Genomic DNA, 26751 nt, shown 5'->3' with positions numbered 1-26751 from the left:
AATGCTATGGATAAAACTATAGCAGAAGCTGCTTCTGGAGAGACTGCATACGTTGCAGCGCCGAAGGATTCACTATCTCAGGCAAAAGGACAGAAGAGTAACATATATATGTTATTTTTGAACTTTTGGAGATTGAATTTATTCAATCTCTTTTTTGTATGAACAACGGGGGAATAAGAATGTCTAATCAACAACTAAAACGGGATCTCAAAAATCGTCATGTCCAGCTTATTGCAATTGGTGGCACGATAGGCACTGGTTTATTTCTCGGGGCAGGTAAATCCATACAATTAGCAGGACCATCGATTATTTTTTCTTTTTTATTGATCGGTATTACCTTATTTTTTGTGATGCGAGCTTTAGGAGAATTATTATTATCTGATTCTGGATACACATCTTTTAATGAGTTCGCTTCTGAATATATCGGACCTTGGGCTGGGTTTGTTACTGGCTGGACCTATTGGTTTTGTTGGATTATGACCGCTATGGCGGATATTATTGCAGTTGGTGTATATATGCAGTATTGGTTTGATATCCCACAATGGATACCAGCACTATTATGTCTTGTTATTTTATTATTTTTAAATCTATTAACGGTTAAATTATTTGGTGAGCTTGAGTTTTGGTTCTCTATCATTAAAGTCATTACGATTATTGGTTTAATTGTAGTCGGAATTATATTACTCATTGTAGGCTTTAAAACGAATTATGGTCCAGTCTCCCTTATGAATCTCACGCAGCACGGCGGGATGTTTCCAAATGGTATTACTGGCTTCTTATTATCATTACAGCTCGTTGTTTTTTCATTTGTAGGGATTGAATTAGTTGGAGTAACTGCAGCAGAAACCGAAAATCCACAAAAAAATATTCCTTCTGCCATTAATAAAATTCCAATTCGTATTCTTCTCTTTTATGTAGGAGCAATTATTGTAATTATGACTATCACTCCTTGGACGCAGTTCAGTGCTGCAAGTAGCCCTTTTGTTGAAGTATTTGCACTTGTTGGTATTCCAGCAGCTGCCGGAATTATTAACTTTGTTGTACTAACTTCAGCCGCTTCAGCAGGTAACAGTGGATTATTTTCAACTAGTCGTAGTCTATATACATTAAGTAAAAACAAGGATGCTCCCGCAAAGCTTGCTAAGCTTAATAAGAAATCTGTACCTAGTCGTGCACTACTCGTGTCTACCATCGTAGTTTCAATAGGTGCACTGTTAAGTAAGCTTGTACCTGAGCAGGCATTCACAATTGTAACGACAATAAGTGCCATTTGTTTTATATGGGTATGGAGCATCATCATAATATCGCATATTCGTTATGTAAGAAAACGTCCGGATTTACGAGAAAAATCTACTTTCAAAGCTCCATTAACGCCGTTTATTAATTATGTGGTTTTAACAATTTTCGCTGGTATTCTTATGGTTATGCTGTGGGCAGAAGCTACTCGTGTAGCGCTACTATTAACTCCGATATGGTTTATTATATTATTAATTTTCTATCGATATATGAAGAAAAGAGCCTAATAAATTCGGTTATGTCTAGAAAACCAGATTCATACTTCAAAAAAAGGTGTAGTCCATGTGACTACACCTTTTTGATTGACATATTGTATACAAAAGCATACAATCAAAATACAATGAATGTATACATTTGTATACAAGAAAAGAGGTCAGTATATGAGAGAAGGAAAATTTAAGGAACATGGTAATGAAGGACACCATCGCGGTGGTCATCATAGAAGTCATGAACGATCTGAACATCGCGGGGCAAAAACTTTCCGCAGAGGAAAAGCACTTGCATTTTTGGAGATGATGAATGTTAAGCGAGCAACCATCATGCAACAGCTAGACAAACCAGAATTTGAATCGATTAATCAAATTCTAGTCGGTGAATTAAAAGCTATCGATCTATTAATCAACGAATTTACTCAGTTATTTGAAATTCACGAAAGTGAAGCAAACGAATTAGCTACAGTGAATATTGAAGAGGCTGGATCTTCTTCATAGCCAGGCAATCCTTAACGGATTCTCCTAACTCTGTGGGTTCCTGTTTCTAATAACGGAGATTCTGGCAGGCTACCGCATGATTCACGAACAATTAATTCAGATTCCAACAGAACAGAGCTAGCCATTGCTTGCTTATTGATAATATCGAATAGCATGTGAGCGGCAAGCTTACCCAATCTTTCTTTGTTTTGGCGTACCGTTGTAATAGTAGGTGTCGTATATTGACAAACAGATATATCATCACAGCCAACAATAGCGACATCTTCCGGTATGCGAAGTCCATTCATTTGCAAAGCTCTAATAGCTCCAATCGCAAGTAAATCAGAAGCTGCGAATATGGCACGTGGCAAGCTTCCTGATTGAATCATAGCTTCCATCGCGTGAAATCCACTTTCTTCAAAGAAATCATCCCCATTGTCAAACCACTCCTCTTTCAGAGGCAGACCAAAGTCTTTAATCGCACCAATATAGCCCATTTTTCGTGAATTTGATATTTCAGAAAAGTCAGAACCAATAAAGCCTAACTCTCGGTAACCCATCAAATAAAAATGCTCAACGACTTTTGATGAAGCCTTATAATTATCGCTCATTATATAGCCAGAATGCTGACCTTCGAGCACTAAATCTACCCCGATGCAAGGAATATTGCTTTGATCAAGCTCATAAATAGCTGCTTCCACCTCTTGGCCTGCAATAACGATGCAGCCATCGACTTGAAAATGTTTACAACGAGCTACATAATCTCCTTCAGCATGAAACTTAACATTAGAGAAGAAAAGAAGGTCATACCCTAATAAACCCATCTGTTTCTTGAAGGAGTTAAGAACTTCAACAAAAAAAGGATGGGTAAAATCAATATTTAACTCGCCCGCGAATATAACTCCAATCAAATTGGATTTTTTAGTAGCTAAAGTTTTAGCCGAATTAGATGGGGCGTAACCTGTTTGTTTCATAATTTCGAGCACTTTTTCTTTAGTTTTTTGAGAAACATCATCGTAGTTATTAATTATTTTGGAGACAGTCGATATAGAGACACCGGCCATCTCTGCGATGGTCTTGATGTTAATTAGTTATCCCTCCTCAAATCCAAGCGAAACTGACCTAAAGTTTCGGGAATCGCTATTTTTTTTAAGTTTATAGTTGTTCGAATAGCAAGTCAACACTTAAATTCGGATAACATAAATGGTCATTTCACACTAATTTAACACAAAATAAAGGTATAAATGACTAAAAAACGGCTATATCCAAACGATAAGGTATGGTTAATAATGGAATTACGAAACCGCTTTCGTCACATCATGATAAAGATTACATTACGAAAGTTTTTCGATCATATTATCAGGGGGAATAAAAATGACTAAAAAATTAGCAGGCTTATTAGCTTTATTTATGCTTATGGCCATGTTAGCGGCTTGTGGCGGCAATGGAGCCAACAAACCTACGAATGAAGGAACTACGCCTTCAACGACTGCTCCGGCAGATGATAAGAAGCAACCAAGTGGTGAGAAGAAAGTAATTAAGATGCTCGGATGGAAACAATCGACGAACAATACAGTTATCGAATCAATTAATAAGAAATTTGAAGAAAAATATCCTGAATACAAAGTCGAGTATGTTACGACAGCACCGGATGATGAATATAAACAAGCCTACAAAACACGTGTTCCAGCCGGCGAAGTAGACATTTTCGCTGACCTGAGCGCAATGAGACTTTCACCGAGTGATTGGACGCCAGGTGCAAAGGTTCCGGATTGGCAACAATTTATAGACAACGGTCTGATTCAAGACTTGTCCGATCAAGCCTTCATCAAAAATTACAACGAATCAGATATTAAGGACGGAGGTACGTATCAAGATAAAGTTTATGCGATCCCTGCCGGTAAAGTGGCAATGGGCGGATTGTTCTATAACAAAGATATTTTTGCTAAATATGATCTAAAAGTACCTACGACTTGGTCAGAATTTATTAATGTTAACGAAGTATTGATACAGAACAACGTTACGCCAATTGCAATGGCTGGTAAAGATAAATGGCCGGTAAAATTGGCTGCGATGAATCTTCAAGCACAACTACTAGCTGGCGGTAACCAATCTCAATTCATTGAAGGCCTTTGGAAAGGAACGTCCAAATTCAATGACCCTGATGCTGTTGAAGTTCTAGAAAAAATGAAAACAATTCAAGATAAATATACGATTAACGGCTTCATGGGTATCGACTACGGTACATTGACATCGTACTTCACAGGAGAAAAAGTAGCGATGATGGTAAATGGTGTATGGGAGGCCGGTGCTGTTCAAGCAGCTAAGCCAGACATGAACTTTGGTTACTTCCCACTTCCTGCTACTGATGATCCTGCGAAGATCAAATTGATCGGTAAATACGACATGACTTGGTATGTAACAAGCAATGGTGGAAATACAGAAGGTGCAATTAAATGGTTGGAGTTCTTCTCCCAACCTGAGATTTATCAAGAATTTGTTCAAGCAACAGGCTTCTTGCCAGTTCAGCCGAACATCGCTACAACAGAATTCCTTGATGCTGAAGTACAGCCTTATATGAATAATTTTGAAGTTGCATATGAGATCAAAATGATTAATCGTGAAAACATTGGTCAGCATTTAGAAGCAGAAGGCATTCATACAGAGTACCTTGCTCCAGGTGGAGAATTTAAAACAGCGAAAGAATTAGCTGACGTGCAACAGAAAGAATGGGAAGCTGCAGCTCCTAAGTAATGAATAACTAAAATATAAGATGTAATTACTATTCAGTTTTTATGTTGCGGGACCTGAAGCTAATATTCAGGTCCTGTACATGTAACAGCATGATGAAGTGTGAGGTGTCTTTATGTATCCATTTGGCAGAGGAGTAACAAGGCTTTGGCCATATTTATTGTTTGCACTCCCTATGGCTTTTTATTTAATTTTCTTACTCGGTCCGTCTATTTTTACGGTCATTTATTCCTTTACGGATGTTATAAATATTCCTGGAAAAGCTTATCAGTTTGTCGGATTAGATAATTATAAAGATATATTTTTTGCTGGAAATTCAGCTGAACGTATCGATTCAATTAAGAGAACACTTCAATTCACATTTATCGTAACTATTGTACAAAATGGGCTTGCCTTACTAGTTGCGGTTGTTATTAATCAAAAGTTAATAGGAGATAAGCTTTATCGCTCCGTATTTTTCTTGCCTGTAGTGTTAGGGGTAGCAGTAGTAGCCCTCATATGGACATTAATGTTTGATCCTATCAATGGTCCTGTCAATAAAGTTTACAGTATCTTTAATTACTCTGACACTTTCTTTGGAAGCTTCTCTCATTCCTTTGGGTATATCATCTTTGTTCAGATCTGGATGTATATGGGACATTCCATGTTGATTTATTTAGCAGGATTGCAATCTGTTCCTAAGGACTTATATGAAGCAGGGTATATTGATGGAACAACACGCTGGCAATCATTCAAAAAAATTACATTTCCGCTTATCGCACCTGCATTCACAGTTAACATTCTACTTTCTATCATTGGTGCCATGCAGACTTTTGATATTATATTGGCGACTACCGACGGTCAATTTAATTCCCGTACGATGGCTTATGATGTGTATAAAGAAACATTCCGTGGATCGCTTGAAATGGGACTCCCATCGGCGCTATCTGTCGTGCAATTCTTGTTCATACTTTCATTTGTTATTGTAGCTATCCAATTACTTCGTAAAAGAGAGGTTGAATACTAATGCAGCCTTCTAGATCAGCAAAAACAATTTCTTACGTATTCATTTTTGTCCTTCTCTGCATTTATTTAGTTCCAATACTTCTTGTTTTCAATGTATCGTTGAAATCATTCGAAGATTTCCTAAATAATCCGTTCTCTATTGCATCTCAGTTTAATTTCTCTAATTACACAGAAGCATGGAAACAAGGTAACTTCTCTGACTATTTGTTAAATAGTTTGCTATACACAGGAGTTACAACTATCGTCTCCATTATGCTAGCGATATTTGCTGCATTTCCTATTGCAAGAGGTTACATAGCTTGGGGCGGGTTTTTCTATTTATTATTCGTTATGTCTCAATTTTTACCTAATCCTGTCGTTGCCCAGTATCGCCTAATGTTATTTTTACGAGATAATGTTCATTCCGATATCGGATACAATTCCAAAATCGGTTATATGCTGCTACGCACCTCTGGAGCAGGCCTTGTATTTATGATGTTTGTCGGTTATATCAAATCTATTAGTCGTGAATTGGATGAAGCAGCTGGTATTGATGGAACAGGCTATCTTCGCTATTTATTCCAAATCATTATGCCGCTAATGAAGCCGATTATTGCTACTGGTGTCATTCTAACAGTGATTGGGACGTGGAATGATCTCGTTGGACCAATACAATTCCTGTCATCTCCTGAACACTTCCCAATTACTTCAGGTTTGAAAGAATTTCGCGGTCAATACGGGAACAACTGGCCATTACTAGCTTGTGCGGTCATGATCGTTGCAGCACCTTTAGTTGTGCTCTTCCTATTCATACAGAAATATATCGTTAATGGTGCATTGGCTGGTGCAATTAAATCATGATCAAAAAATTAAGAGACTTTCAATTAAAAACTGGTAATTAGACACCAATAAAAACTAAAAGACCTTCCCCGATATTCAATCGGAGAAAGGTCTTTTACTTATTTCGAATAGGCCATCCCTTCTCTGAATTAGGCTATCTAGTTTAATTAATGTCCTATAAAGTGTGATCAATTCTACTACCCATCGGTAAAGATCTTACATTATAATAATTCATCTCTCAGAAGTATGTTAGTAAACTTCATCTAGTCATCGAAAGATCCATTTTTTACTAAACATATAAATAAATTATAGTATGTTGTAAAGTTTGTTAAGTTAAAAGCACATTCGATACGAGATATAATCAAGTTTAGGAAGGAGGCGTTTTTTAATTTTTGTAAGCGCTTAACCGTTTAACTAAATTATTTGGAAGGGGAATGTAATAAATGAGTAAAAAACTCTTAAGAGTCATCTCAATTTTACTTACAGCTGCTTTACTTATTCCAACAGGGTGGCTTGCTCCAGTCGCGAAAGCGGTAGAACTAACAAATACGACAACGATATATCATGAAAACTTTATGAATGGTAAAGGCATTGCAATACAATCAGGCGGCGCTAAGCTCGAACATGTCACTGGTAAAATTTTTCCTGGCAATGATGACGGCGCTGCTTTATATGTAAGCAATCGATTAAATAATTATGACGCACCTGACTTTGGTTACACCGGAGCTGGTCTAGTAAACGGTGAAACGTATACAGTAACTGTTACTGTTTATGTTGATGAAGATGTAGTCGTTCCTGTAGGCGCACAAGCGTTTCTACAAACCGCTGATATTAACTATGGTTTTTTAGCAGCTGCTAATTATGAAGCTGGAAAAGCCATTACTTTAACGAAAGAATTTACCGTTGATACTAGTAAGGATACCAAACTACGTATTCAATCCAACACCGCTGGTGCAACAGTTCCGTTCTACGTTGGCGATGTGTTGATCACACAGCAAGTAGATGAATTAGACTCCTATACTATTTCGTTTGAAGATCAAATGCTTGGAGGCTTTTCTGGAAGAGCAGGTACTGAAACTCTAACTGTAACTAATGAAGCCAATCATACTACCGACGGTTCTTACTCTTTGAAAGTAGAAGGTAGAACTTCGAATTGGCACGGTCCTTCATTACAAATAGAGGACTTCGTTAATGAAGGCTACGAATATAAAATTTCAGCATGGGTCAAGCTGATCCAGCCATCTAGTACTCAACTGCAGTTATCCACTCAGATAGGCAATGGCAGTAGCGCTAATTACGTTACTCTTGCACCTAAAACAATTAATGCAAGTGATGACTGGGTTCAATTTGAAGGAACTTATCGTTATAGCAATACAAGTAGTGATTATTTGACGATCTACGTTGAAAGTTCTAACAATAGTTCTGCTTCCTTCTACATTGATGATATTAGCATCACCGATAGTGGTTCTGGGCTAATCGAAATACAGGATGATCTTACTCCGTTAAAGGATGCCTATGCCAATGATTTCCTAATCGGTAATGCAATATCTGCTGAAGACTTACACGGTGTTAGACTCAATCTTCTGGGAATGCATCATGATGTCGTTACTGCCGGTAATGCAATGAAACCCGATGCGATGCAGCTGACAAAAGGCAACTTTACCTTTGACACAGCAAATGCAATGGTCGATAAAGTGCTTGCTGAAGGCATGCAAATGCACGGACATGTGCTTGTATGGCATCAGCAATCACCCGCTTGGATGAATACGACTACTGATGGACAGAACAACACCATTCCGTTATCACGAACTGAAGCACTCGATAATCTGAGAACTCATATTCAAACGGTTATGGAAAACTTCGGCGACAAAGTAATTTCATGGGATGTTGTTAACGAAGCAATGATCGATAACCCTTCTAATCCGACAGATTGGAAAAATGCGCTACGTAAGTCCGAATGGTTTAACGCTATCGGATCTGACTACGTAGAGCAAGCATTCTTGGCAGCAAGAGAAGTATTGGACGATAATCCCGAGTGGGATATTAAGCTGTACTACAACGATTACAATGAAGATAATCAGAATAAAGCTCAAGCTATTTATAGCATGATCAAAGAACTTAACGATAACTATGCGCTAACACACCCTGGAAAACTACTTATCGATGGTATGGGAATGCAAGGACATTACAATGTCAACACAAACCCAGAGCTTGTGAAGCTGTCGCTGGAGAAATTCATTTCGCTAGGTGTGGAAGTAAGTATAACTGAGCTCGATATCCAAGCAGGAAGCAACTATCAGCTTTCCGAAAAACAAGCCAATGATCAAGGTTATTTATATGCTCAGTTGTTCAACCTTTTTAAAGATCACAAAGATGATATCGCACGTGTTACCTTCTGGGGACTAGATGACAATACGAGTTGGAGAGCATCTACCAATCCGTTATTATTTGATAAAAATTTACAAGCTAAACCAGCTTATTATGCTGTCATCGACCCAGATACATTTATAAGTGAACATAATCCAGAATTTTCAAATGCAAATCAAGGAACGGCTAAATTTGCTACACCTATCATCGACGGAACGGTCGACGGAGTATGGAATCAAGCAGCCGAAATGCAAATTAACCGTTACCAGATGGCTTGGCAAGGAGCAACTGGTGTAGCCAAAGCACTGTGGGATAATGAGAACCTATATGTGCTCATTCAAGTAAGTGATGCTCAACTTGATAAAACTAGCTCACAATTACACGAACAGGATTCTGTCGAAATCTTCTTGGATGAAAATAATGAAAAAACATTGGTCTACCAAGATGACGATGGACAATATCGAATCAATTTTGACAATGAATCTTCATTCAATCCTGCAAGTATTGCTAGTGGCTTCGAATCAGCAACTAATGTTTCGGGAACAAATTACACGGTTGAAGTGAAGATACCTTTGAAATCAATCACACCAGCTAACAACATGAAATTAGGCTTCGACGTACAGATCAATGATGCAAAAGCTGGTGCTCGTCAAAGCGTAGCTGCTTGGAACGATACCACAGGCACTGGCTATATGGATACATCCGTTTATGGAGAGCTTACATTAACTGGTAAACCAAGTGGTTCAAACAACAACAACAATAACAACGTAACTCCTCCTTCAACAGGAAACGTTGAGATTAAAGACGGTATTGTTGTCATTAAACCTGAAATTACGAACCAAAGTAACGTTGTTACAGGTATCGTGTCTACAGAAATCTTGAAGCAAGCACTTGAACTTGCTACTTCAGGAACAAACGGTAAGAAACCAATTGTTATCGACATACCGAAACAGATTGGTGCCCAATCGTATAATGTTCAACTGCCAACTCAAAGCTTAAAATCACTAGAAACATTCACTCTTTCAATCAAGACAGAGCTTGCTACGATCGAGCTTCCAAGCAACATGCTGTCTAATACAACAGTGAACGAGGAGCATGTATCCATTCGTGTAGCACCTGCTTCTATCGATCATCTGGATGAAGCTACTCGAGCTCTAATTGGTAGCCATCCTGTACTAGACTTGAGCTTGATAGCAGGTAACAAGGTAATCCCTTGGAACAACCCGAATGCGCCTGTAACGATAACTATTCCTTACTCGCCAACTGTGGAAGAACTTAGTAATCCAGATTCAATCGTAGTTTGGTACATCGATAACAATGGTAACTTGATTACCATTCCGAATGGCCGCTACGATGCTACAACAAAATCGGTTGTTTTCCGAACGACCCACTTTAGTAACTATGCTGTCGCTTACGTTGTCAAATCATTCGAGGACTTGAACAACGTGCCATGGGCGAAGCAAGCAATTGATGCAATGGCTGCTCGAGATGTGATCAAAGGAACATCAGTAAATAGCTTCTCTCCTGCTAATTCTATTACAAGAGCGGACTTCATCACCCTCCTTGTAAGATCACTTGAACTGCAAGGTAACGGAAAGAATACAACTATGTTCAGTGATGTTTCAGCAAATGCTTACTACTATAAAGAGTTAGTTATTGCGAAGGAACTATCCATCGTGTCTGGCTATGGAGACAATACATTTAAGCCAAACGATCATATTTCTCGCCAAGATATGATAGTTCTAGCTAGTCGCGCACTAACGATAGCAGGTAAGCAAATCGAATCTGGCGGAACATTAGATGCTTACTCTGATGCAGAAAGTATTGCAACATATGCAAAAGATGACATAACGAAACTAGTGAAATTAGGCATTGTAGATGGCAAGAACGGTAAGATTGCCCCTAATGATTCTCTTACTCGGGCTGAAGCAGCTGTTATCTTGTATCGTATTTGGAATTTATAATTAAACTTTAAACAAAAATGAGTCAAGTTATCTTAAACATAACTTGGCTCATTTTTTTGTTTGTACATTTAACTTTAAATATAATATTAATCTGTGGAGATAAATTGACATGTTTTCAGCAGCTTGCACAACAACAACTGCAAATCAACTCGTTTTCTACTGAGAATCTAATATAAATGTAGATATTTCCTCAACGGCTAGCTGTTGCTGTTCCTCTCTTGTAATTGTTGCAATGCCATCGCCCTTCTGCTCACCATAGTTGCCGAAATACGCATGATTACCCCCTGGTATTACGTACTGATTTTGCGTAGTTGCTAACTTAGATTTATCTAAAACCATATCTTCGGTACCATAAAGAGCAATGGTCGGAATTGAATTCCCATCAACAGGATAAGCTCCAAGTAATACAAGCCCATTAATTATATCTTGATGATCATTAGCATAGCTGCTTGCCATCGCACCGCCTAAGGAATGACCGCCGATCATCCAATTATTTATTTCAGGTAATTGATTATATACACGATTAGCTGCATTAATATCAAATACTGCTAAGTTAAAAGGCATTTTGATTAACACAGAAGTTATACCATTTTGCGATAGTTTCTCAAGCAATACAGAATACGCTGTCCATTCCACCTTTCCACCAGGATAAAAAATCAAACCTACATCACTTTTCTTTTCATTATCGGGATGAAAAATCCACATATCTTTTCGTTTTTCTATCTGACTTCCTGTATCCACTCTAGAAAGCACTTCTATAGCAACCTCATCAGCTCGATAATAATCTAAGGTATATATGTAAAAGCCACCTATTAGCAAAACCAAACTGACTACCAAACTAATTAAAGCTATTTTTATTTTCCTTTTTGACTTTAGTTTCAAAGATTATCTCCTCCTAAGATGCCTTATGTATTTATTATAATGCTTTATTATTATATTAACTATTCTCATGTGAATGGCATCGCTATTGCTGTTCATCCCGTGTTTGATGTACTTAAAGGAATTTGAGTGTATGGCACACTTTAAAGAAGGTCTGTACAAATACGTTGATTATGGTAATTCAAACGTATCAAAATAAAACTGAAGGGCTTGAGTCCGGTAGAATACCGAGCGCAAGCCCTAGGAGCCGCCTAACAATAATCTTGCTAACTTTGCTTCTACTGAATTCTTGCTAAAATTGGAGTATCCTTTTTTTCATCTGAACTTGAAATGTCACAATGAATGCGACTACCCTTCAATACATTGGGCATGCAATCCTTCAGCTACTTCTAACATTCTATGATAGATGACTTCGTGAGAAACGGATACATACACATCTCCATCAAAGTATCTAAATGGAATTTGCACCTCTCCTAACTGCCACATAAAAAACTCACCCTTAATTTTCATCACTGTTTCACCTGAGCGAGAAGAATATTCCTCGGCATGTACAAAATCAGCTTGTTGAGCAAAGAATATCTTACATTCTTCAAGAGACATACCCTTTTCAACTTGATCACCTTGTGGACTTCTTGTAATTCTATATCTAGTATTCATCGTTTTCCCTCACTTTTACTACTTATATGAAAATTCAATAAAACACATTAAGTATAGCATATCCTTACCACTCCATCATTGTCTCATTGCAAAATATACGAAAGTGATTTTCTACAGAATGATTAATATTTCAATTAATGCTGTCGAAGTTTAGACGATAGAATGAACTCTATTAGAGTTTCTAATTTTACGATCTATATTCACTAGGTTATTATCCTTAGATTCTAGCGGATTTTCTAAATAAAGGCTAAATGATTAGATCAATATCATTGAGGTACACGTATATATGTAATAGATTCACCATTAATAATGAAGAGGTGCATATGAGATGGCGGAGTATCAATTATCTAGCCTTATAGGAAAGAAGGTTCAACTTGATAGAGGTGGCCCTGAGTCTAGAATAGGTCTTGTATTAGCAGTTGGAGATGATTACCTTGTGTTATCTACTGTGAATGATGGAATCGTTTATTACTATGTAGATCATATTAAGAGTATCACACTTGTTAAGAGTGATTCCTCACAAGATGTCATTAAGCCGATTACTCGACTTAACTATGTAAGTTCTGGATCCATGAAAAATGTTTTTGAATCGATGAAGTACAAACAGATTCAAATTAATCGTGGCGGCCCAGAATGCGTAAAAGGTGTACTAACTGAAATCTACGATGATTACATTACCATTGTTTTAAAGGAAGAAGTGCTTCTAATCCTTTACTCTCATATTAAGAGTTGCAGCTTCTTCAGCCAAGATAACTCAGATGCGAATAATGAAGAAAACAATCAAGAAAAGAAGCAAGATAATAAAAATGAGAACGAAAATAAGAAACAAAATAACAATAGTAACAAGAAAAAATCTAGATATAGTAAACATTATTCTAAAAAATAACTGTATACAAACCAGACAAGTGTTGTTTCTGCTGTGTCTGGTTTTTTTATTCTCAGTTTAATAAGGTAAGAAGATCATTGCTAAAGATTTATAGATAGAGCTTTCTTACTATTACTATAATCCGCTAGATTCATGTAGTTTGATTTATTCTATTAAGAAGAGGAGATTACCCATGATAGTATTGCAATCTTTCCTTAATAAAACAATAGATATTGAAATATCGGGAGAAAAAAAACATACTGGAATTCTGATCGATTATGGTCAAGATATTCTTGTATTATTTAACGGTATTAAATTTCTGTATTTTCCAATTCTACATGTTCAAAATATTAAAGCTAGCACCAATATAGAAGGAAAAATTGAAAGTCCTACTCACATTCCTATTGAAAGTGAAAAGGAGATTTCATATCGAAAAACTTTGCAGCATGCACGCGGACAATTCGTTGAAATTTACGTCTCTGGGACTCTATCATTACATGGTTATGTGACTACTATACTAAATGACTACTTTGTCTTCTATTCGCCTGTTTTCAAAACAATTTATATTCCTATGAACCATCTTAAATGGTTAATTCCTTATTCCCCTGACAAAACACCTTTTTCAATTGATCGTTCACTACTTCCGGTCAGCCCATCTGTTATACCTCTAATGCGTACATTTGAAGAACAATTATCTAAGCTATCAGGGGAGATTGTTGTATTCGATTTAGGTATAAATCCCAATAAGATAGGATTATTGAATAAGTTAGAAAACCACTTGGTCGAATTAGTGACAGCTGACGGCAATAGTTATTTTTGGAATATACAACATATGATGACGGTACACTCCCCAAAACAATTATAAATAATCGATGTCTGAAAGAAAGCAGTATCCTTATAGTTATGAAACTAAAGGATACTGCTTTTCGATTTTATTATATATACTACTGCATATCATCCTCTTGCATCATAGGGGAGGCATCTCTGCCATCTTCATTTTGAGTACCTAGTAATCGCCATTGTCCATTTGATTAACATCTGCAATCGCTCGCACCTTCAGCTTTTGATCCTTATCACGTGCAATATTACTTATTACATAGAGAGATTGTAATTCCGTTAGATTCTCTTCTAACACTGAAAATAAAGCAACCTTCTCTTTCATTGTCTCTAATAAATCTGCTGGTTCACCTTTAATTGGACTAAATCATACAACGAAGAAGTCGCCTTAAAGAACGACTTCTTCGTTGTAACATTATTGCGTATTTTAATAACCCGTCCTCAGAGTTCAATTATAGTTTTTTTGCAAAGAGATTAAGTTGTTCTGACATACGATAAATCTCTTCCATATATGCTAAAACCTGTTGAGACGATAATGCTTGCTGCTCAACAGTCGATGCTATTTGTTCAATAGACTGCTACATAGTATTTATTGCTCCCTCAAATGCCTTCAGTGTCTGTTGAATTGTTTTCGTTGAAGATAACGTTTCGTTAGATACTTTCCGTATCTCATCAGCTACAATCCCAAAGCCTCTTCCATTATCGCCGGCATGCGCAGCTTCAATAGCTGCATTCATACCTAACAAATGGGTGTGATCAGCCACTCTTCTTACAATTGATACTACTTCACCTGTTTCATTAACTTGTTCAGCTGTCTGACTTGCTAGTGCAAGCAAATTCTGAGCAGATCCAGCCAAGCCCATTGAGCCATTCGTGACTTGTGACATCTGAATGTTGGCTTGTGTTAATGAAGCTGTAATTTGGTCTGCAATAGCTAATAATTCACTTTGTTTTCGAAGCTGAACGGCTATGCCACCTATTACTTTACCATCAGAGTCATGGAGCGGTGTAGCCGTCCCAATAAATTCAAAACCGTAAAAGGTGCTCTTTATCATATGTAGGCGAACTTACACTGTTGAAAACCCTGTAATACTATCTATCAATATTAATAAGTCTATTACTTAGTCAGTTTAAGCAACCACTATCTTCAACTACCTCAAGCCAGCGCTCTGCAAGCAGATAATGTCCAGCTACGGTAGGATGTATACCGTCCCAAAGCCATGCTTCAGCAGAAGTCCGCTTAGCTGCATCATCAAATACGTCCTGCAAAGGTACAAACACAGCATTATACTGCTGTGCAAGCTGACGTACATGCTGCTGGTAATTGGAGATCAGCTCCTTCCACTGATCAAATTGCTTCTCAGTAGCAGACGTCTTTAATATGAATGGCTCACATAATACAAGCTTAGTGGCTGGCAATACTTCTCTCGTCTCTGATAACAAATGGTGATATGTTCGTTCGAATCGATCAGTAAACCCGCCCCGATCTTGATGAACGATTCTCCATGCATCATTTACTCCAGCTAAAATACTAAGCACATTAGGTGTGAAACTTAATGCATCCTCGTTCCAGCGAGCATACAAATCAGAAATTCGATCTCCGCTTACACCACGATTCACAAAATCAGGTTTTTTTTCAGCGAACTTACTTCCTAATTTACCTGCTATCATATATGCGTAGCCATGACCTATAATATGATTTAAATCATTGCCTCTATCTCGATTACCATCAGTAATGGAATCTCCCTGAAATACTACAACAAGATTATCTTTCATCACACAGCACCCTTTATTTAGAATATCTAAACTACATGATAACAACAAAATAATAATTCGTTTATAAATGTCGCTGTAAAAATTGTTTCCACGCTGTACGCATTTCTACAGTTTCCATATGACCACCTGTAGTCTCAATCGTTTGAAAGTTATCTGGATATCCAGCAGCTAAATATGCTTGATCTAAACCTTCTTTCAACAGCTGTACCCCTTCCATTGGGCATAGTCGATCGTGCTGCCCCGTTAAACTAAGTCTTGGACGCGGTACAATAAGAGCTTGAATTTCTAAAGTTGTAAAGTGCTTTAGCAAACCAGGAACATAATGATAGAAACCATGATGGTCTAATCCTCGTTTACTGATTAAAGTATGTGCGTCCACTTGACCACATATATCCACTACTACGTTAATACGCTCATCTAAGGCAGCTAGCCACCATGCCATCAATCCCCCCATAGACATCCCAATCGTAGCTACACGCCCAGCATCAATATCAGATCGACTTAACATATAATCTAGCAAGCAACGTGTGTCGTAGAGCATCGTGCCCCACAATACTTTACCTTGCCAAAGCATTTCCTTTACTAATTCACTTTCTGTTCTACCAGAACGTTCATTAAAACCTCGCATATCCATACAACACACGGCATACCCCATGCTGGTAAGCGTATGAGCGAATGAGGGTTGCTGTAAATATGAGCTACTACGCACTAATTCATTTCTTCCATTTGTATAATTTCCACCATGTGAATGATTAAAAATAACGAGTGGATAAGGACCATCTAGCTTTACAGGTAAGGCAACCCACACAGATACCCGCTCCGTAAACCCAAGTTCTAACAGAACGGTTTGCAAGCGATATCCGTCTTCCATTGTTTCATCTAATAGTTGTACATTGGTAACACCTTCTGTTGGTAAATCACCTAGCAATTGAAATAGCTTATCGTATGTAGTAGTCATCGTTATTACTCCTCTACTCCAGATTAACTGTAACTTATTGTAAATTATGTCTACTATTCTACTATATCCCATTCAATTTCGCACAATTTATATAAAATAAAACCCCGACCTTAGAAGGTCAGAGTTTTATTTAATGAATAGCTCGTTGTAATGGACATTGAAAACTAAAAATAACCTGTGCTTACTTTCTATCTTGTAAGCAGCAGGATATCTTTAATTATACTATTTATGCTAGTGTCACCACATGTCGTCTATAGTAGCTTGCTTAATAGAGTTGCAAGCTCTGCACGAGTCATTGTGCCAGTAATAGTGCTTGGGAAAAGATCGTCTATTGAAATGTTTAATCCGCTCAACTTAACATATCTCGAGATAATAAGCTTCATCTGTTCAACAGTCACGTTAGCATTTGGCATGAAGTTCCCTTTTCCATCACCAATAACAATTCCGCTTTGCGCTGCCCAACCAACATATCCACTATACCAGCTGTTTTTCACAACATCATTGAAGGAGCTTGATTCAGCTTGCTCAATCTTAAGCAATCTACCAAGAGTCGTAATCGCTGAAGCACGTGTTACTGGAGAGTTTGGAGAGAACCGAGTTGAACTAGTACCAATCATAATCCCCTGTTCATACAAAGATTTAATTGCATTGTAGGAAACATCGTTTGAATTCACATCAGTAAAGGGAAGCACACCAATTGCAAACTGCCATTGTGATACTCCAGTATATGTTTCATTTGAGGAAACTACCGCAATTGTTAGGCGATATTGACCATCCTCCTGGGGCATTATCTTGGAGAAGTCACCCTTCAACTCAGATAGAAGAAACGTTTCAGAATAGTTCTCTGAAGGCATATCTGTTACTGTCAGTTGGATATCACTTTCAGGAACAGCTACGCTCGCTGAAACTCCATCAAATACTATACTTTTACCAGAAGCTACACTTTGAATGCCTGCACCATCATTGACAGTAAAGGTAACCTTAGTTTTACCGCTAGCATCAGTAGCTTCGGAAACACCTGAGAAGCTATGAACCGTTTCCGTAATCACGAATGCAGTAGAACCTTCACCACTAGTAGTTGTGCTTTCTTGTCCATTAGGATTAAAACTACCTTCTGGCATACCTGCTAAATTATTATCAGGACGGGACATAGTTCCCTCTGGAGGCGTGCCTTCAGGGAATTGTCCATTCGTCATTCCATTATCTGGACGTTCACCTGTTGGAGGCGTGCCTTGACCAAATTGTCCATTTCCATCTCCAGGGGGATTGCCACCAGGACCGCCACCCATCATTCCGAAGGAATTTCCTGTATACTGCTGCTGTATACCATCAATGTACAAATGATATTCAGTATCAAGCTTAAGATCAGCAGATGAGAATGTTACACTTTGAAAAGCTTTTTCTGCAGTATGGCTTAGCAATTCATTTCCTTCCGTATCCGTTAATAAAATTTTGCTTCCTGCTGCGTGTGTTGAAGCAAAGGACAGTTCAATAAATGGTTGCTTGGATGTAGAAGAAGTAGCATCATTACGTGTGCCTAGTGCAAGAACTGTGCCGCCATTGATGATAATATCACTATCAGCATCAATACCGCCGTCAGGACTACGTTCATTGGCCATTGTAACAATAGTTCCTCCGTTAATAGTTAAGTATCCATTAGAGTCAATTCCATCACCTTCTGCTCCTAGGCCTGCATTAACGTATAGATATCCACCATTAATGCTCGTAACTGAAATTCCATCTTCATTCGTATTGATTCCATCATCCTGAGCCTCAATATAAACCTTTCCGCCGTTGAGAGCGAGATGTAGTTCAGAATCGAGCCCTTCGTTAGTAGCAGTAATATGCAACTCACCTGTGCCCTTAGCTTCTCCAGAAATGTTCATGGACATTTTAGAATAAAATGCTCCATCATATTTATGCAGTTTTTTCGTTGTACCTGTTTTATAAATTCGTGCTACATAGGCGCCATTTACAGTATTAATAGCATTATCTGCTAATATAACCTGTGCCCCTGCTTGGCTTAGATCGACAATTCCTTTAGTATCTTCTGTATCTGAGTATGGCTCATATACATTGTAAAAGATAACACCGGGAGCAACTGTATTCGTAATATCTACTCCGTCTAAAATAAGTGTTACAACTGCTGTCGGATCAGAAGCCGCGTCCGTTCCCAAATCAACTGCTAACTGTCCTGCCGATAACTTACCTGATACGAGATAAGTTCCAGGCTCAGTAATGGTTACAACTGTATGCTTAGCTGCTTCTTCAGCGCTGTGCGCATCTGACTCTGTACCTTCTCCATAACTACTGTCTTTTCCATCCTCATAATATACAATGCTAGCTCCTGTATATACAGCTGACGATGAACTCGTTGATGCTACTTCTCCATCAACCGTTACGACTGTATCAGTAAGTTTAATAACCGTTTCCTTCGTTGTTGTGCTAGCAGATGCAAGTCCAACCGCGCTAGTCATTGTCAATATTAAGACAAGCATAAGAGACGTTGTACGTTTCAGCATACTTTCTCACTTCCTTTCAAATATTTTGTACTCTTTTAGTGTATATCGCTTGTCTTAAACGAAGCTTATAAGCAGTTTAAAGATAGCTGAAGATTTTGGAAAACACTCAGCAATATAAAAAATCCACAACCTCTTGCGGCTGTGGATCTTGTTTCTAGCGATTCAATGCAGTTCAATTAGAATTCACCTTGATACGTATCTTTATAATGATTCATATCATACCCTGTTGGGTTTTGGAAAGCCCGAAGCCCAAATGCCGGTGCTACTGCAAAAATATGATCAAAGATGTCCGACTGAATCGATTCATATATCGCCCAATTAGTATCGTTAGTGAAAGCGTATATTTCCAGTGGTAATCCGTTATCTCCTGGCGCAAGTTGTCTTACGATTAGCGTCATTTGCTTGTGGATTTGCGGATGATTTTTGAGATATTGATGGATATACATTCTGAATACACCAATATTCGTAAGCTGCCTGCCGTTTACTTTATTGTTTATGTTAATTTGGTTCTTCTTATTATATTCTTCGATTTCGCTTACTCTTGTCATCATATAATCAGTAAGATAATGAATCTGTTTAAATTCATCAATCATTTCCTTCGAACAAAAACGTATGCTACTTGTATCTATATTGATGCAACGCTTAATCCTTCTACCGCCCGAAGCTTGCATACTTCTCCAATTTTTGAATGAATCAGAAATCAGTGCATAACTAGGAATCGTAGTGATCGTTTTATCGAAATTCATAACTTTGACCGTATTCAATGTGATATCTATTACGTCACCATCCGCATTGTACTTAGGCATCTCAATCCAGTCACCTACGCGTACCATATCGTTAGATGATAATTGGACACCTGCTACTAGTCCTAATATCGAGTCCTTAAAGATTAACATAAAGATAGCTGATAATGCTCCAAGACCACTAAGAATGATCAACGGATTTTGTCCGATGAGAATCGAGATAACTGCAATGCCACCAATGATAAATAGAATAATTTTAACAACCTGAATATATCCCTTAATCGGTTTGACCTTGGAAACTTCAAACGATCGATAGATATCATCAAAAGCATTGAGCAATGCATTAAGGACCATAATAGCCACTATAATTATATAAGTTGATGCGCCCTTTTCAATCAAAAATTGATACGTAGGAAATACAGCCCCAAAGAAATAAACAATAATGGCAGGAACGATATGAGAAAGTTTGTGAAAAACTTTTTTCTCTAATATAATATTATCCCATGTGTACTTATTGTTCGTAATAATATGAATGATGATTTTCAATACTATTCTTTTGGCTATATAATTTGCCAGTATACAGATCACAGTAATAAAACCGATCATGATAATATTTGAAAGATAAACAACTGTTATTGGGCTCATGCCGTATTCTTCTAATTGTCTTATTATATATTCCATTGTCTCCTCCTAAACACCCTATGTTAGCATACTATTATAAAGTAGTTTTAACTACTAAGCAAAAAAGACACCTCGCGGTGTCTTCTCTGGTCCTATTAAATTTTAATCAATCATCCACTTATTCTACAGTTCATTTGCGCTTATCGGCTATTTAGATTTTTGAAAACTAGTCGTTCGATTAACACTGTTGCCTCGGCACGAGTTGTTTCTCCCTTAGCATTTATCTTTTCGTTATATCCTTGTATCACTCCATGTTCAACTAATGTAGATAAGATCTCCTTCGCATAGCCAGCAATAGTTGCTGAATCTACAAATTTTTCTATCGACTCATGATCTTTGGCTAAGCTTAGCTGCAACTCCTCTACCTTCTGGATTGCCTTATAAGCAATAACAAACATTTCTTGACGCTCTATCGCTTGATTAGGTTTAAATTCACCAGTAGGATACCCAGTAATAATATCGAGTTGCTGGGCTGTCATTACTGCTTCATAGTAATAAGCTTTAGTCGCTACATCAGTAAAAGCTAATGAATTGTCTATGCTTGCAGCAAGTCCCAGACAACGCATGAGCATAACGACAAAGTCAGCTCTAGTAACTGACTCATTGGGTGCAAAGTTAGATTCATTTATCCCATTAATTACTTCTTTTGCCGCTAGTGTACTAACTGCTTCATAAGCCCAATGGGTATTGGGTACATCTGAGAAGTTCTTAACTTTGAGTACTATAGCATATTGACTGAGATGATTGGTCCTCCATCTCATACCTTTTTCCTTTTCATCATAATACGCATTAGGTATTGGAGTAATCTCTCCATTGGGAGCAATATACCATATCGCTAGTTTGGATAGTTGATTTTGCTCATCTGTACTAGGTGTATATGGTACGAATAATTGCAACGATAGATCTAGATTATTATAATCAATCAATTGACCATTCCAATAAAAATCAAACTCTAATACTGGCCTTGCTATTGCATCACTAGACCAATTTGAAGTATTAGTTACATCAGTAACATCACGAATTTCAACAATGAATTCAGCGTTATCAGCATTACTTTCATTCTTAAAAGCAAAACTCGGAATTACGATGCTTCCAATTGGTGTAACAATTTCAACGTTGTAATCTTGATTAGTCGTTACAAATAAATTGGATGGCAATATTAACCGATAGATCTTTTCTTTACGATTTTCCTCAATAGTAATCGTAATTTTTGAACCTGATTGAGTTTTCAATAATGCAATGGCTGCTTTAGCCTCTTCTGAAGCAATTTTACCCGTTACCTTCCCATTTTCAATATATCCTTTAAGCTTAAAGGAAGTTGTCGGCGTTGGGGTTGGCTCAGTTATCTGATTGTTAGAATTACTAGAGTTATTTGCATCTTTCGGAGCAGTAAAGCTTAGGAAATCCTCTAAAATAATATTACCTTCTTCATCACGTGCAAATTCTAGAGGCACCTGTAAGCTCTTAAAGTTTCTTTCGGCAATAACCGTTCCAACGCTATTAGCAAACTTCGTTCCATCATATAGATAATTATTTTTAGCTCGTGTGGATTGTGGTACTTGATCTAAAGCAATAGAAGTCGTTGCATAGGAAACGAATCCATCTATCGTAAAGTCTGGCGTAATTTGATTATAAGTCGTAAATACAATATTGCCTTTTGGATTGTTAAAGCCAATATTATTGTCAGCGATAACCCCAGGATTACTATTACTTGCAAAGCCTACTGTACCATTATTAAAAGCAATGCTATCGCGAATAACGTGAGCAACGTGAATACCTTCTCCACCTAGCTTAAAACCATTGCCATCCCCTTTTAACTCTGTAGATCCCATCGGATATCCGTTATTGTAGGCAATACTATTCTCAATCGTTACTGCTCCAATAGCTCCAGAACCCGCCTTCGTATATAAATCCCATCCATCATCAACATTGTTGTAGGCAATGGTACCACGGAATACGTTACCTACTCCAGAGGTTAGCTTAGCTGCAAAACCATCAGCATTGTTATCAGAAGGATCACAATTGGCAAATGAAGTACTATTTACAATCAAATTGTAGGATGGCCAATCTGCTATATTATTGGAATCATCCGTTCTACTAATTTGCAAACCTGTATCTCCATGCTCATAGAAGCGAGAAAGCTCAATAATATTATGACTACCACCGATTGTAAATCCTTTTTTATTGCCCGCTGAACGAGTAAAATCTAAACCGATCACATGCCAATAGTTCCCGCTAAGTACTACTCCTTCAGATTTCTTATCAAAATCAATAACAGGCCGAGCACCCTCTGCTGCCTTCAATGTTTTCATGGCATCTGCTGTTCCATCATTATATTTCTTAATATCCAGTTTCGAATTACGCATATATTGTCCATCCTGAACAATAATAGTTTGACCAGGAGCTACATATGTGATTGCAGTATCCAGATTAAGTGGATTGCCTACAGTTCCATCACCATTTGAACTTCCATCTGGAGAAACGTACATATCTCCTGCGTATTGTTTCACGGTAACGGTGCGATTTAAAATAATCGTTTCATAGCTTTTTAAATATTCCGTATCACTGGGAATAAAACTGATCGTAAAAGGATTTTTACCTATCATTAACTTCGTTGCCTTTGACAATACTTGATTAGCTTCAATCAATACATCATCCATGATGATCGTATTGTCTTGCTTAATCGTCACTGAACCTGACGTATTGGCTTTCACTTTAACCTCATATAGCTCAGTTGTTGAGGTTTGCTGTAAAGAAACAAATTCAATACTAGCATCTAATGGAACTAATGGAGGCTCAACTTTAGGAGCATCCGATGCCGCTGATGTTACTTTAAGCTCAATATTATGAACTTCGATTGTTGCTAGACGTGCCACGTAGAATCCTACATACATTTTATTATCTTGTACATTCAGAATAGTTGGTGTATACAAAATCACTGGCGTACTATCATTCAGCTTTCCTGTAAAGCCGCTATTCGTCTTAGCTAAAGTCAGTCTATAATTTTGTGCAGGATAAGTATTGGCCTGCGTTGGACGATCACTGTTAAAGCTTATAGATTGAATCCCTTGACTACCACTGCCATCTGATGTTTCAATTCCTGTACGTGCAAATAGCTGCGTGCCAATTGGATTTGATGTTCCACCGCTATAACCTCCTATTGCCGCAATATTAGAGGCAAAAACTGAGGAATCATTAGCTGTTCCTATTGCATCACGAGCCATAATCCCAAAGGATTCCTGACCGTCATGATCTGGAGACTTCGCATATTCTAACACTTTAATATCTGCAGATAGCTCAAAATTATCTTCTACAGCATCTAATTCTACATAATAGAAGCTAATGCCATCATGATCTCCGGTAACTTTTCCCGCTGAACCACCAATTGCTTTCAGAGTAACTACACTATTTCCAGCTACTTCAATCGTATTATTGCTCGATGTAGTTGATTGCCCAAAGCGAATACTCTCCCATAGCATTGACGTTTCTTCACGTACGGTCACCAGCAGATCTAATGATTCCAGTTCTTCATTATTAGGTGTAATCAGTAGCTTATATTGCCCTACTACTTCCGCATTATAGTTAGAGGTATCCATTATAAAATCTCGATCTGTAATCGTTTTTAATTCTCCGTTATCAAACGCAATAGCTAGCTCTAATTCCGATAAATCTAATCCCTCACCTAACTTATAAGTTGTTTTTGGATAACTTGTTACGACTAACTTAACTGCTTCCTTTTCTTTGACTAGTAAAGATAGTGTTGCAATCTGATCACGATAAGAAATTAAGAGCTCCTGTCGACTAGCAACAGCTGTGCTAAAGCCGGATAATGTTAGATCGTTTCTGGAAATACGTTTACTAGAATGATCACTATAATGTCCATAAACAATTAATCCATCTAATTGCAGCGCTTCATTTATAAAGTATGTTGTTTTTGTTGGAAGCTGACGGACTTCTATGCTAGTTAGACTTGCATCCACCACGTTAATTGTAAACTCAGTAGATACATTAGTATTTTCAGCTGAAATTATTTTAACGTTATAAGTACCTGCAGCAGTAAATTTATACTTTGCACCTACCTCATTATTACCATAGCCATCGTACACTTGATCTTGAATGGCTATCGTGTATAAGTCTGGTGTGAGCTCTTGATATGCATAGCCATCTTCATAGTTTGCTTCAATCGTTAAGCCTTGAAGCTGAAGTTCGTCGCCCACATAATAAGTTGTCTTCGCAGGCTCATATACCAATTCAATGGATGTCACTTCTAGTGCAACCACTTCATAATGCAATTGTGCCGTTTTCCCTTTATAATGAATCGTTAGTACTTTATTTCCTACCTTGGAGCTATCAAAATCCGTAACAATATATTCTTCTTCTGAAAGTACTTTTTCACTGTTATCAACCATCATTGCTGTGACAACCAGATCTTCTAGATTAAGTTTCTCTTGAAGACGATAAATTGTTTTCATATTAGAGGCATCAACCTTTAAAGAGCTCACTGTTGCTGTTTCTACTTGTAGCTTAATATTAGAAAAGGTTACCTTAGCATCACGCGCAACATAAACACCCGCATATAATTGCTCCGAGAATAAATCTTCTACCGTTACAAGCTGACTTTCTCCATTAACGGTTAACGTATAGCTATTCTGATTTTTTTCGATTTTTAACTGATAAACCTCATTTATTGCTGGTACATTAGCAGTAGAATACGTATTTAGCTTTGTTTGCGTACCTCCGATACTATTGACTACACCTGATTTATAAAATCCTTTCATCACAGTATCCAGTGCACCTACCGCAACATAATTCGATGTTGTCGCTGTAGCTGAACGATGCTCGCCAACGGTTTCACGAAGCATTAATCCAAAGGACTTTTGATTAGCATTATTAATCGATGTGTTTCTATTAAACGATTCAATCGTCGCTGTTGCCTCTAATCTGAAGCTAACATTCGGCGGCACTTCATAAGCTAGGTATGAAATTCCTTCATCTCCTCCAGCTAACTTTCCACCAGTTGCCTCCAAAGTATATTCACCTGATTCGCCTGAGACTGGTTCTGGATTTTTCTCAACTGAAGTATTACCGCCGAAGGAGTAGAATTGAAGTTCTCCAATTTCTGGTTGCTCCTCTGAAATGATATTAAACTGAATATCACTATATGTAATGTCAGCATTACGGGCAGTAAATAGACCCAAGTAGCTTACCTCTGGAGCATAGTTATCTACCACGTAACTAAAATCATTCACCTTTATTACAAACATATTTTCTGATTTTTTAATAGAAAGCTGATAGCTACTTCCAGCTGTCGGCATTGTTAATGATTCATCCAAATCCTGCTTTGTTTGCACTGTGTTCACTCGATTAAATATTTTGATCTTTTTATCTAATCCACCAAGAGCCAAATAATCATCTTTTCCATATTCAGTTCCATGTATATTTTCATATACTTTATTTCTCAGCATAATTCCGAAAGAAGCTTGATTATTATCGCTAATACTATTCACTGTAGCAGTAGCTGAAAACTCAAAGTCTTGATCTATTAACACCGGCTGATACAAATAGGCGATACCATCTGTTGATGAAGATATTTTACCTCGATCATTGAGACTTTTCATCTGAACAATCCCTTGTTCATCCTCAATAACACTAAAATTTGTAGCCGTTATTTTATCCTGTCCACCAACATCCCCAAATATAGAAGCTTGCCAGCTCGAATCAGGCTGTAGGTTTGTAATAGCTGGTTCTTGGACCAGCATGTTGTCGTTCCCCTCGCCCTCAGCAGCTATCATCCCAATATTAGCAGGTAATATAAGTAATATTGCAAGTAATGAAGTGAATATTCTACCTATAAATTTTTTACTCATACGATAGTTTTCAACTCCTTTAATCGAATTTGTTGTTTCGATTGCGCGGGCTTACTTATCACTAGCTCACATCAC

18 protein-coding genes, 1 pseudogene and 1 riboswitch are annotated in these 26751 nt (G+C 37.6%); of the genes and pseudogenes, 9 read left to right on the top strand and 10 right to left on the bottom strand.

Annotated elements, in window-relative coordinates:
- Positions 1-24 precede the first annotated feature (24 nt).
- Positions 25-103: riboswitch (glycine riboswitch) on the top strand.
- A 76-nt stretch (positions 104-179) separates the two neighbouring features.
- Both NV377_RS20840 and NV377_RS20835 read left to right on the top strand, forming a co-directional pair.
- Positions 180-1523: an amino acid permease gene (locus tag NV377_RS20840; protein ID WP_258202733.1), complete on the top strand. Its 1344-nt coding sequence runs from the start codon at positions 180-182 to the stop codon at positions 1521-1523.
- A 153-nt stretch (positions 1524-1676) separates the two neighbouring features.
- Positions 1677-2006: a hypothetical protein gene (locus NV377_RS20835; RefSeq protein ID WP_258202732.1), complete on the top strand. Its 330-nt coding sequence runs from the start codon at positions 1677-1679 to the stop codon at positions 2004-2006.
- Between the two features lie 11 nt (positions 2007-2017).
- Here NV377_RS20835 and NV377_RS20830 read toward each other — a convergent pair whose 3' ends face one another.
- Entirely contained in the window at positions 2018-3073 is a 1056-nt protein-coding gene (locus NV377_RS20830; protein ID WP_258202954.1) for a LacI family DNA-binding transcriptional regulator, read from the bottom strand.
- 286 nt (positions 3074-3359) lie between these two features.
- Between NV377_RS20830 and NV377_RS20825 the strand changes: the two genes are divergently transcribed.
- From NV377_RS20825 to NV377_RS20810, 4 genes are all read left to right on the top strand, one after another.
- Positions 3360-4739, top strand: a complete 1380-nt coding sequence (locus NV377_RS20825; RefSeq protein ID WP_258202731.1) for an ABC transporter substrate-binding protein — start codon at positions 3360-3362, stop codon at positions 4737-4739.
- 112 nt (positions 4740-4851) lie between these two features.
- A complete protein-coding gene (locus tag NV377_RS20820) occupies positions 4852-5742 on the top strand; it encodes a carbohydrate ABC transporter permease (protein ID WP_258202730.1) in 891 nt (296 codons plus the stop codon).
- Entirely contained in the window at positions 5742-6581 is an 840-nt protein-coding gene (locus tag NV377_RS20815) for a carbohydrate ABC transporter permease (RefSeq protein WP_258202729.1), read from the top strand. The genes NV377_RS20820 and NV377_RS20815 overlap by 1 nt, the downstream gene beginning before the upstream one ends.
- Positions 6582-7003: 422 nt before the next feature.
- Positions 7004-10891: an endo-1,4-beta-xylanase gene (locus NV377_RS20810; RefSeq protein WP_258202728.1), complete on the top strand. Its 3888-nt coding sequence runs from the start codon at positions 7004-7006 to the stop codon at positions 10889-10891.
- A 156-nt stretch (positions 10892-11047) separates the two neighbouring features.
- Here NV377_RS20810 and NV377_RS20805 read toward each other — a convergent pair whose 3' ends face one another.
- On the bottom strand, positions 11048-11773 hold the full coding sequence (locus NV377_RS20805; RefSeq protein ID WP_258202727.1) for an alpha/beta hydrolase: 726 nt from the start codon (positions 11771-11773) through the stop codon (positions 11048-11050).
- A 175-nt stretch (positions 11774-11948) separates the two neighbouring features.
- Here NV377_RS20805 and NV377_RS25965 point away from each other — a divergent pair.
- Positions 11949-12025 (top strand): annotated as a pseudogene (locus tag NV377_RS25965) (IS3 family transposase); the annotation flags it as partial.
- A gap of 93 nt (positions 12026-12118) precedes the next feature.
- On the opposite strand, the gene NV377_RS20795 reads toward NV377_RS25965, so the two are convergent.
- Complete coding sequence (locus NV377_RS20795) at positions 12119-12427, bottom strand: hypothetical protein (RefSeq protein ID WP_258202726.1); 309 nt, start codon at positions 12425-12427, stop codon at positions 12119-12121.
- A 328-nt stretch (positions 12428-12755) separates the two neighbouring features.
- Here NV377_RS20795 and NV377_RS20790 point away from each other — a divergent pair, with 328 nt between their 5' ends.
- Together NV377_RS20790 and NV377_RS20785 are read left to right on the top strand one after the other, a co-directional pair.
- On the top strand, positions 12756-13313 hold the full coding sequence (locus NV377_RS20790; protein WP_258202725.1) for a hypothetical protein: 558 nt from the start codon (positions 12756-12758) through the stop codon (positions 13311-13313).
- A gap of 172 nt (positions 13314-13485) precedes the next feature.
- Positions 13486-14157, top strand: coding sequence for a YwrJ family protein (locus NV377_RS20785; RefSeq protein ID WP_258202724.1), 672 nt, complete (start codon positions 13486-13488; stop codon positions 14155-14157).
- A gap of 141 nt (positions 14158-14298) precedes the next feature.
- On the opposite strand, the gene NV377_RS20780 is transcribed toward NV377_RS20785, so the two are convergent.
- The 7 genes from NV377_RS20780 to NV377_RS20750 all read right to left on the bottom strand — a co-directional run bounded on the left by NV377_RS20780 (position 14299) and on the right by NV377_RS20750 (position 26676).
- A complete protein-coding gene (locus NV377_RS20780) occupies positions 14299-14454 on the bottom strand; it encodes a hypothetical protein (RefSeq protein ID WP_258202723.1) in 156 nt (51 codons plus the stop codon).
- A 253-nt stretch (positions 14455-14707) separates the two neighbouring features.
- On the bottom strand, positions 14708-15184 hold the full coding sequence (locus NV377_RS25830; RefSeq protein WP_308860195.1) for a methyl-accepting chemotaxis protein: 477 nt from the start codon (positions 15182-15184) through the stop codon (positions 14708-14710).
- A 70-nt stretch (positions 15185-15254) separates the two neighbouring features.
- Positions 15255-15905 (bottom strand): SGNH/GDSL hydrolase family protein, encoded by a 651-nt coding sequence (locus NV377_RS20770; RefSeq protein WP_258202722.1) that lies wholly within the window; start codon positions 15903-15905, stop codon positions 15255-15257.
- Between the two features lie 61 nt (positions 15906-15966).
- On the bottom strand, positions 15967-16863 hold the full coding sequence (locus NV377_RS20765) for a dienelactone hydrolase family protein (RefSeq protein WP_258202721.1): 897 nt from the start codon (positions 16861-16863) through the stop codon (positions 15967-15969).
- 251 nt (positions 16864-17114) lie between these two features.
- Positions 17115-19385: a carbohydrate-binding domain-containing protein gene (locus tag NV377_RS20760; RefSeq protein WP_258202720.1), complete on the bottom strand. Its 2271-nt coding sequence runs from the start codon at positions 19383-19385 to the stop codon at positions 17115-17117.
- 176 nt (positions 19386-19561) lie between these two features.
- Positions 19562-20809 (bottom strand): mechanosensitive ion channel family protein, encoded by a 1248-nt coding sequence (locus tag NV377_RS20755; RefSeq protein ID WP_258202719.1) that lies wholly within the window; start codon positions 20807-20809, stop codon positions 19562-19564.
- A 140-nt stretch (positions 20810-20949) separates the two neighbouring features.
- The gene (locus NV377_RS20750; protein WP_258202718.1) at positions 20950-26676 is read right to left on the bottom strand and encodes a right-handed parallel beta-helix repeat-containing protein; all 5727 of its coding nucleotides are present in this window, start codon (positions 26674-26676) and stop codon (positions 20950-20952) included.
- Between the last annotated feature and the right edge of the window lie 75 nt (positions 26677-26751).

It is taken from the genome of Paenibacillus endoradicis (genome assembly GCF_024721975.1).
The sequence above is the reverse complement of the archived record's forward strand: the minus strand, read 5'-3'. Positions and strand labels throughout refer to the sequence as shown.

Excerpts from the sequence above, each read along its gene's own strand:
- NV377_RS20840 (WP_258202733.1), top strand. The coding sequence starts at position 180 with ATGTCTAATCAACAACTAAAACGGGATCTCAAAAATCGTCATGTCCAG.
- NV377_RS20835 (WP_258202732.1), top strand. The coding sequence starts at position 1,677 with ATGAGAGAAGGAAAATTTAAGGAACATGGTAATGAAGGACACCATCGC.
- NV377_RS20825 (WP_258202731.1), top strand. The coding sequence starts at position 3,360 with ATGACTAAAAAATTAGCAGGCTTATTAGCTTTATTTATGCTTATGGCC.
- NV377_RS20820 (WP_258202730.1), top strand. The coding sequence starts at position 4,852 with ATGTATCCATTTGGCAGAGGAGTAACAAGGCTTTGGCCATATTTATTG.
- NV377_RS20815 (WP_258202729.1), top strand. The coding sequence starts at position 5,742 with ATGCAGCCTTCTAGATCAGCAAAAACAATTTCTTACGTATTCATTTTT.
- NV377_RS20810 (WP_258202728.1), top strand. The coding sequence starts at position 7,004 with ATGAGTAAAAAACTCTTAAGAGTCATCTCAATTTTACTTACAGCTGCT.
- NV377_RS20795 (WP_258202726.1), bottom strand. The coding sequence starts at position 12,427 with ATGAATACTAGATATAGAATTACAAGAAGTCCACAAGGTGATCAAGTT.
- NV377_RS20790 (WP_258202725.1), top strand. The coding sequence starts at position 12,756 with ATGGCGGAGTATCAATTATCTAGCCTTATAGGAAAGAAGGTTCAACTT.
- NV377_RS20785 (WP_258202724.1), top strand. The coding sequence starts at position 13,486 with ATGATAGTATTGCAATCTTTCCTTAATAAAACAATAGATATTGAAATA.
- NV377_RS20780 (WP_258202723.1), bottom strand. The coding sequence starts at position 14,454 with ATGAAAGAGAAGGTTGCTTTATTTTCAGTGTTAGAAGAGAATCTAACG.
- NV377_RS25830 (WP_308860195.1), bottom strand. The coding sequence starts at position 15,184 with ATGATAAAGAGCACCTTTTACGGTTTTGAATTTATTGGGACGGCTACA.
- NV377_RS20770 (WP_258202722.1), bottom strand. The coding sequence starts at position 15,905 with ATGAAAGATAATCTTGTTGTAGTATTTCAGGGAGATTCCATTACTGAT.
- NV377_RS20765 (WP_258202721.1), bottom strand. The coding sequence starts at position 16,863 with ATGACTACTACATACGATAAGCTATTTCAATTGCTAGGTGATTTACCA.
- NV377_RS20760 (WP_258202720.1), bottom strand. The coding sequence starts at position 19,385 with ATGCTGAAACGTACAACGTCTCTTATGCTTGTCTTAATATTGACAATG.
- NV377_RS20755 (WP_258202719.1), bottom strand. The coding sequence starts at position 20,809 with ATGGAATATATAATAAGACAATTAGAAGAATACGGCATGAGCCCAATA.
- NV377_RS20750 (WP_258202718.1), bottom strand. The coding sequence starts at position 26,676 with ATGAGTAAAAAATTTATAGGTAGAATATTCACTTCATTACTTGCAATA.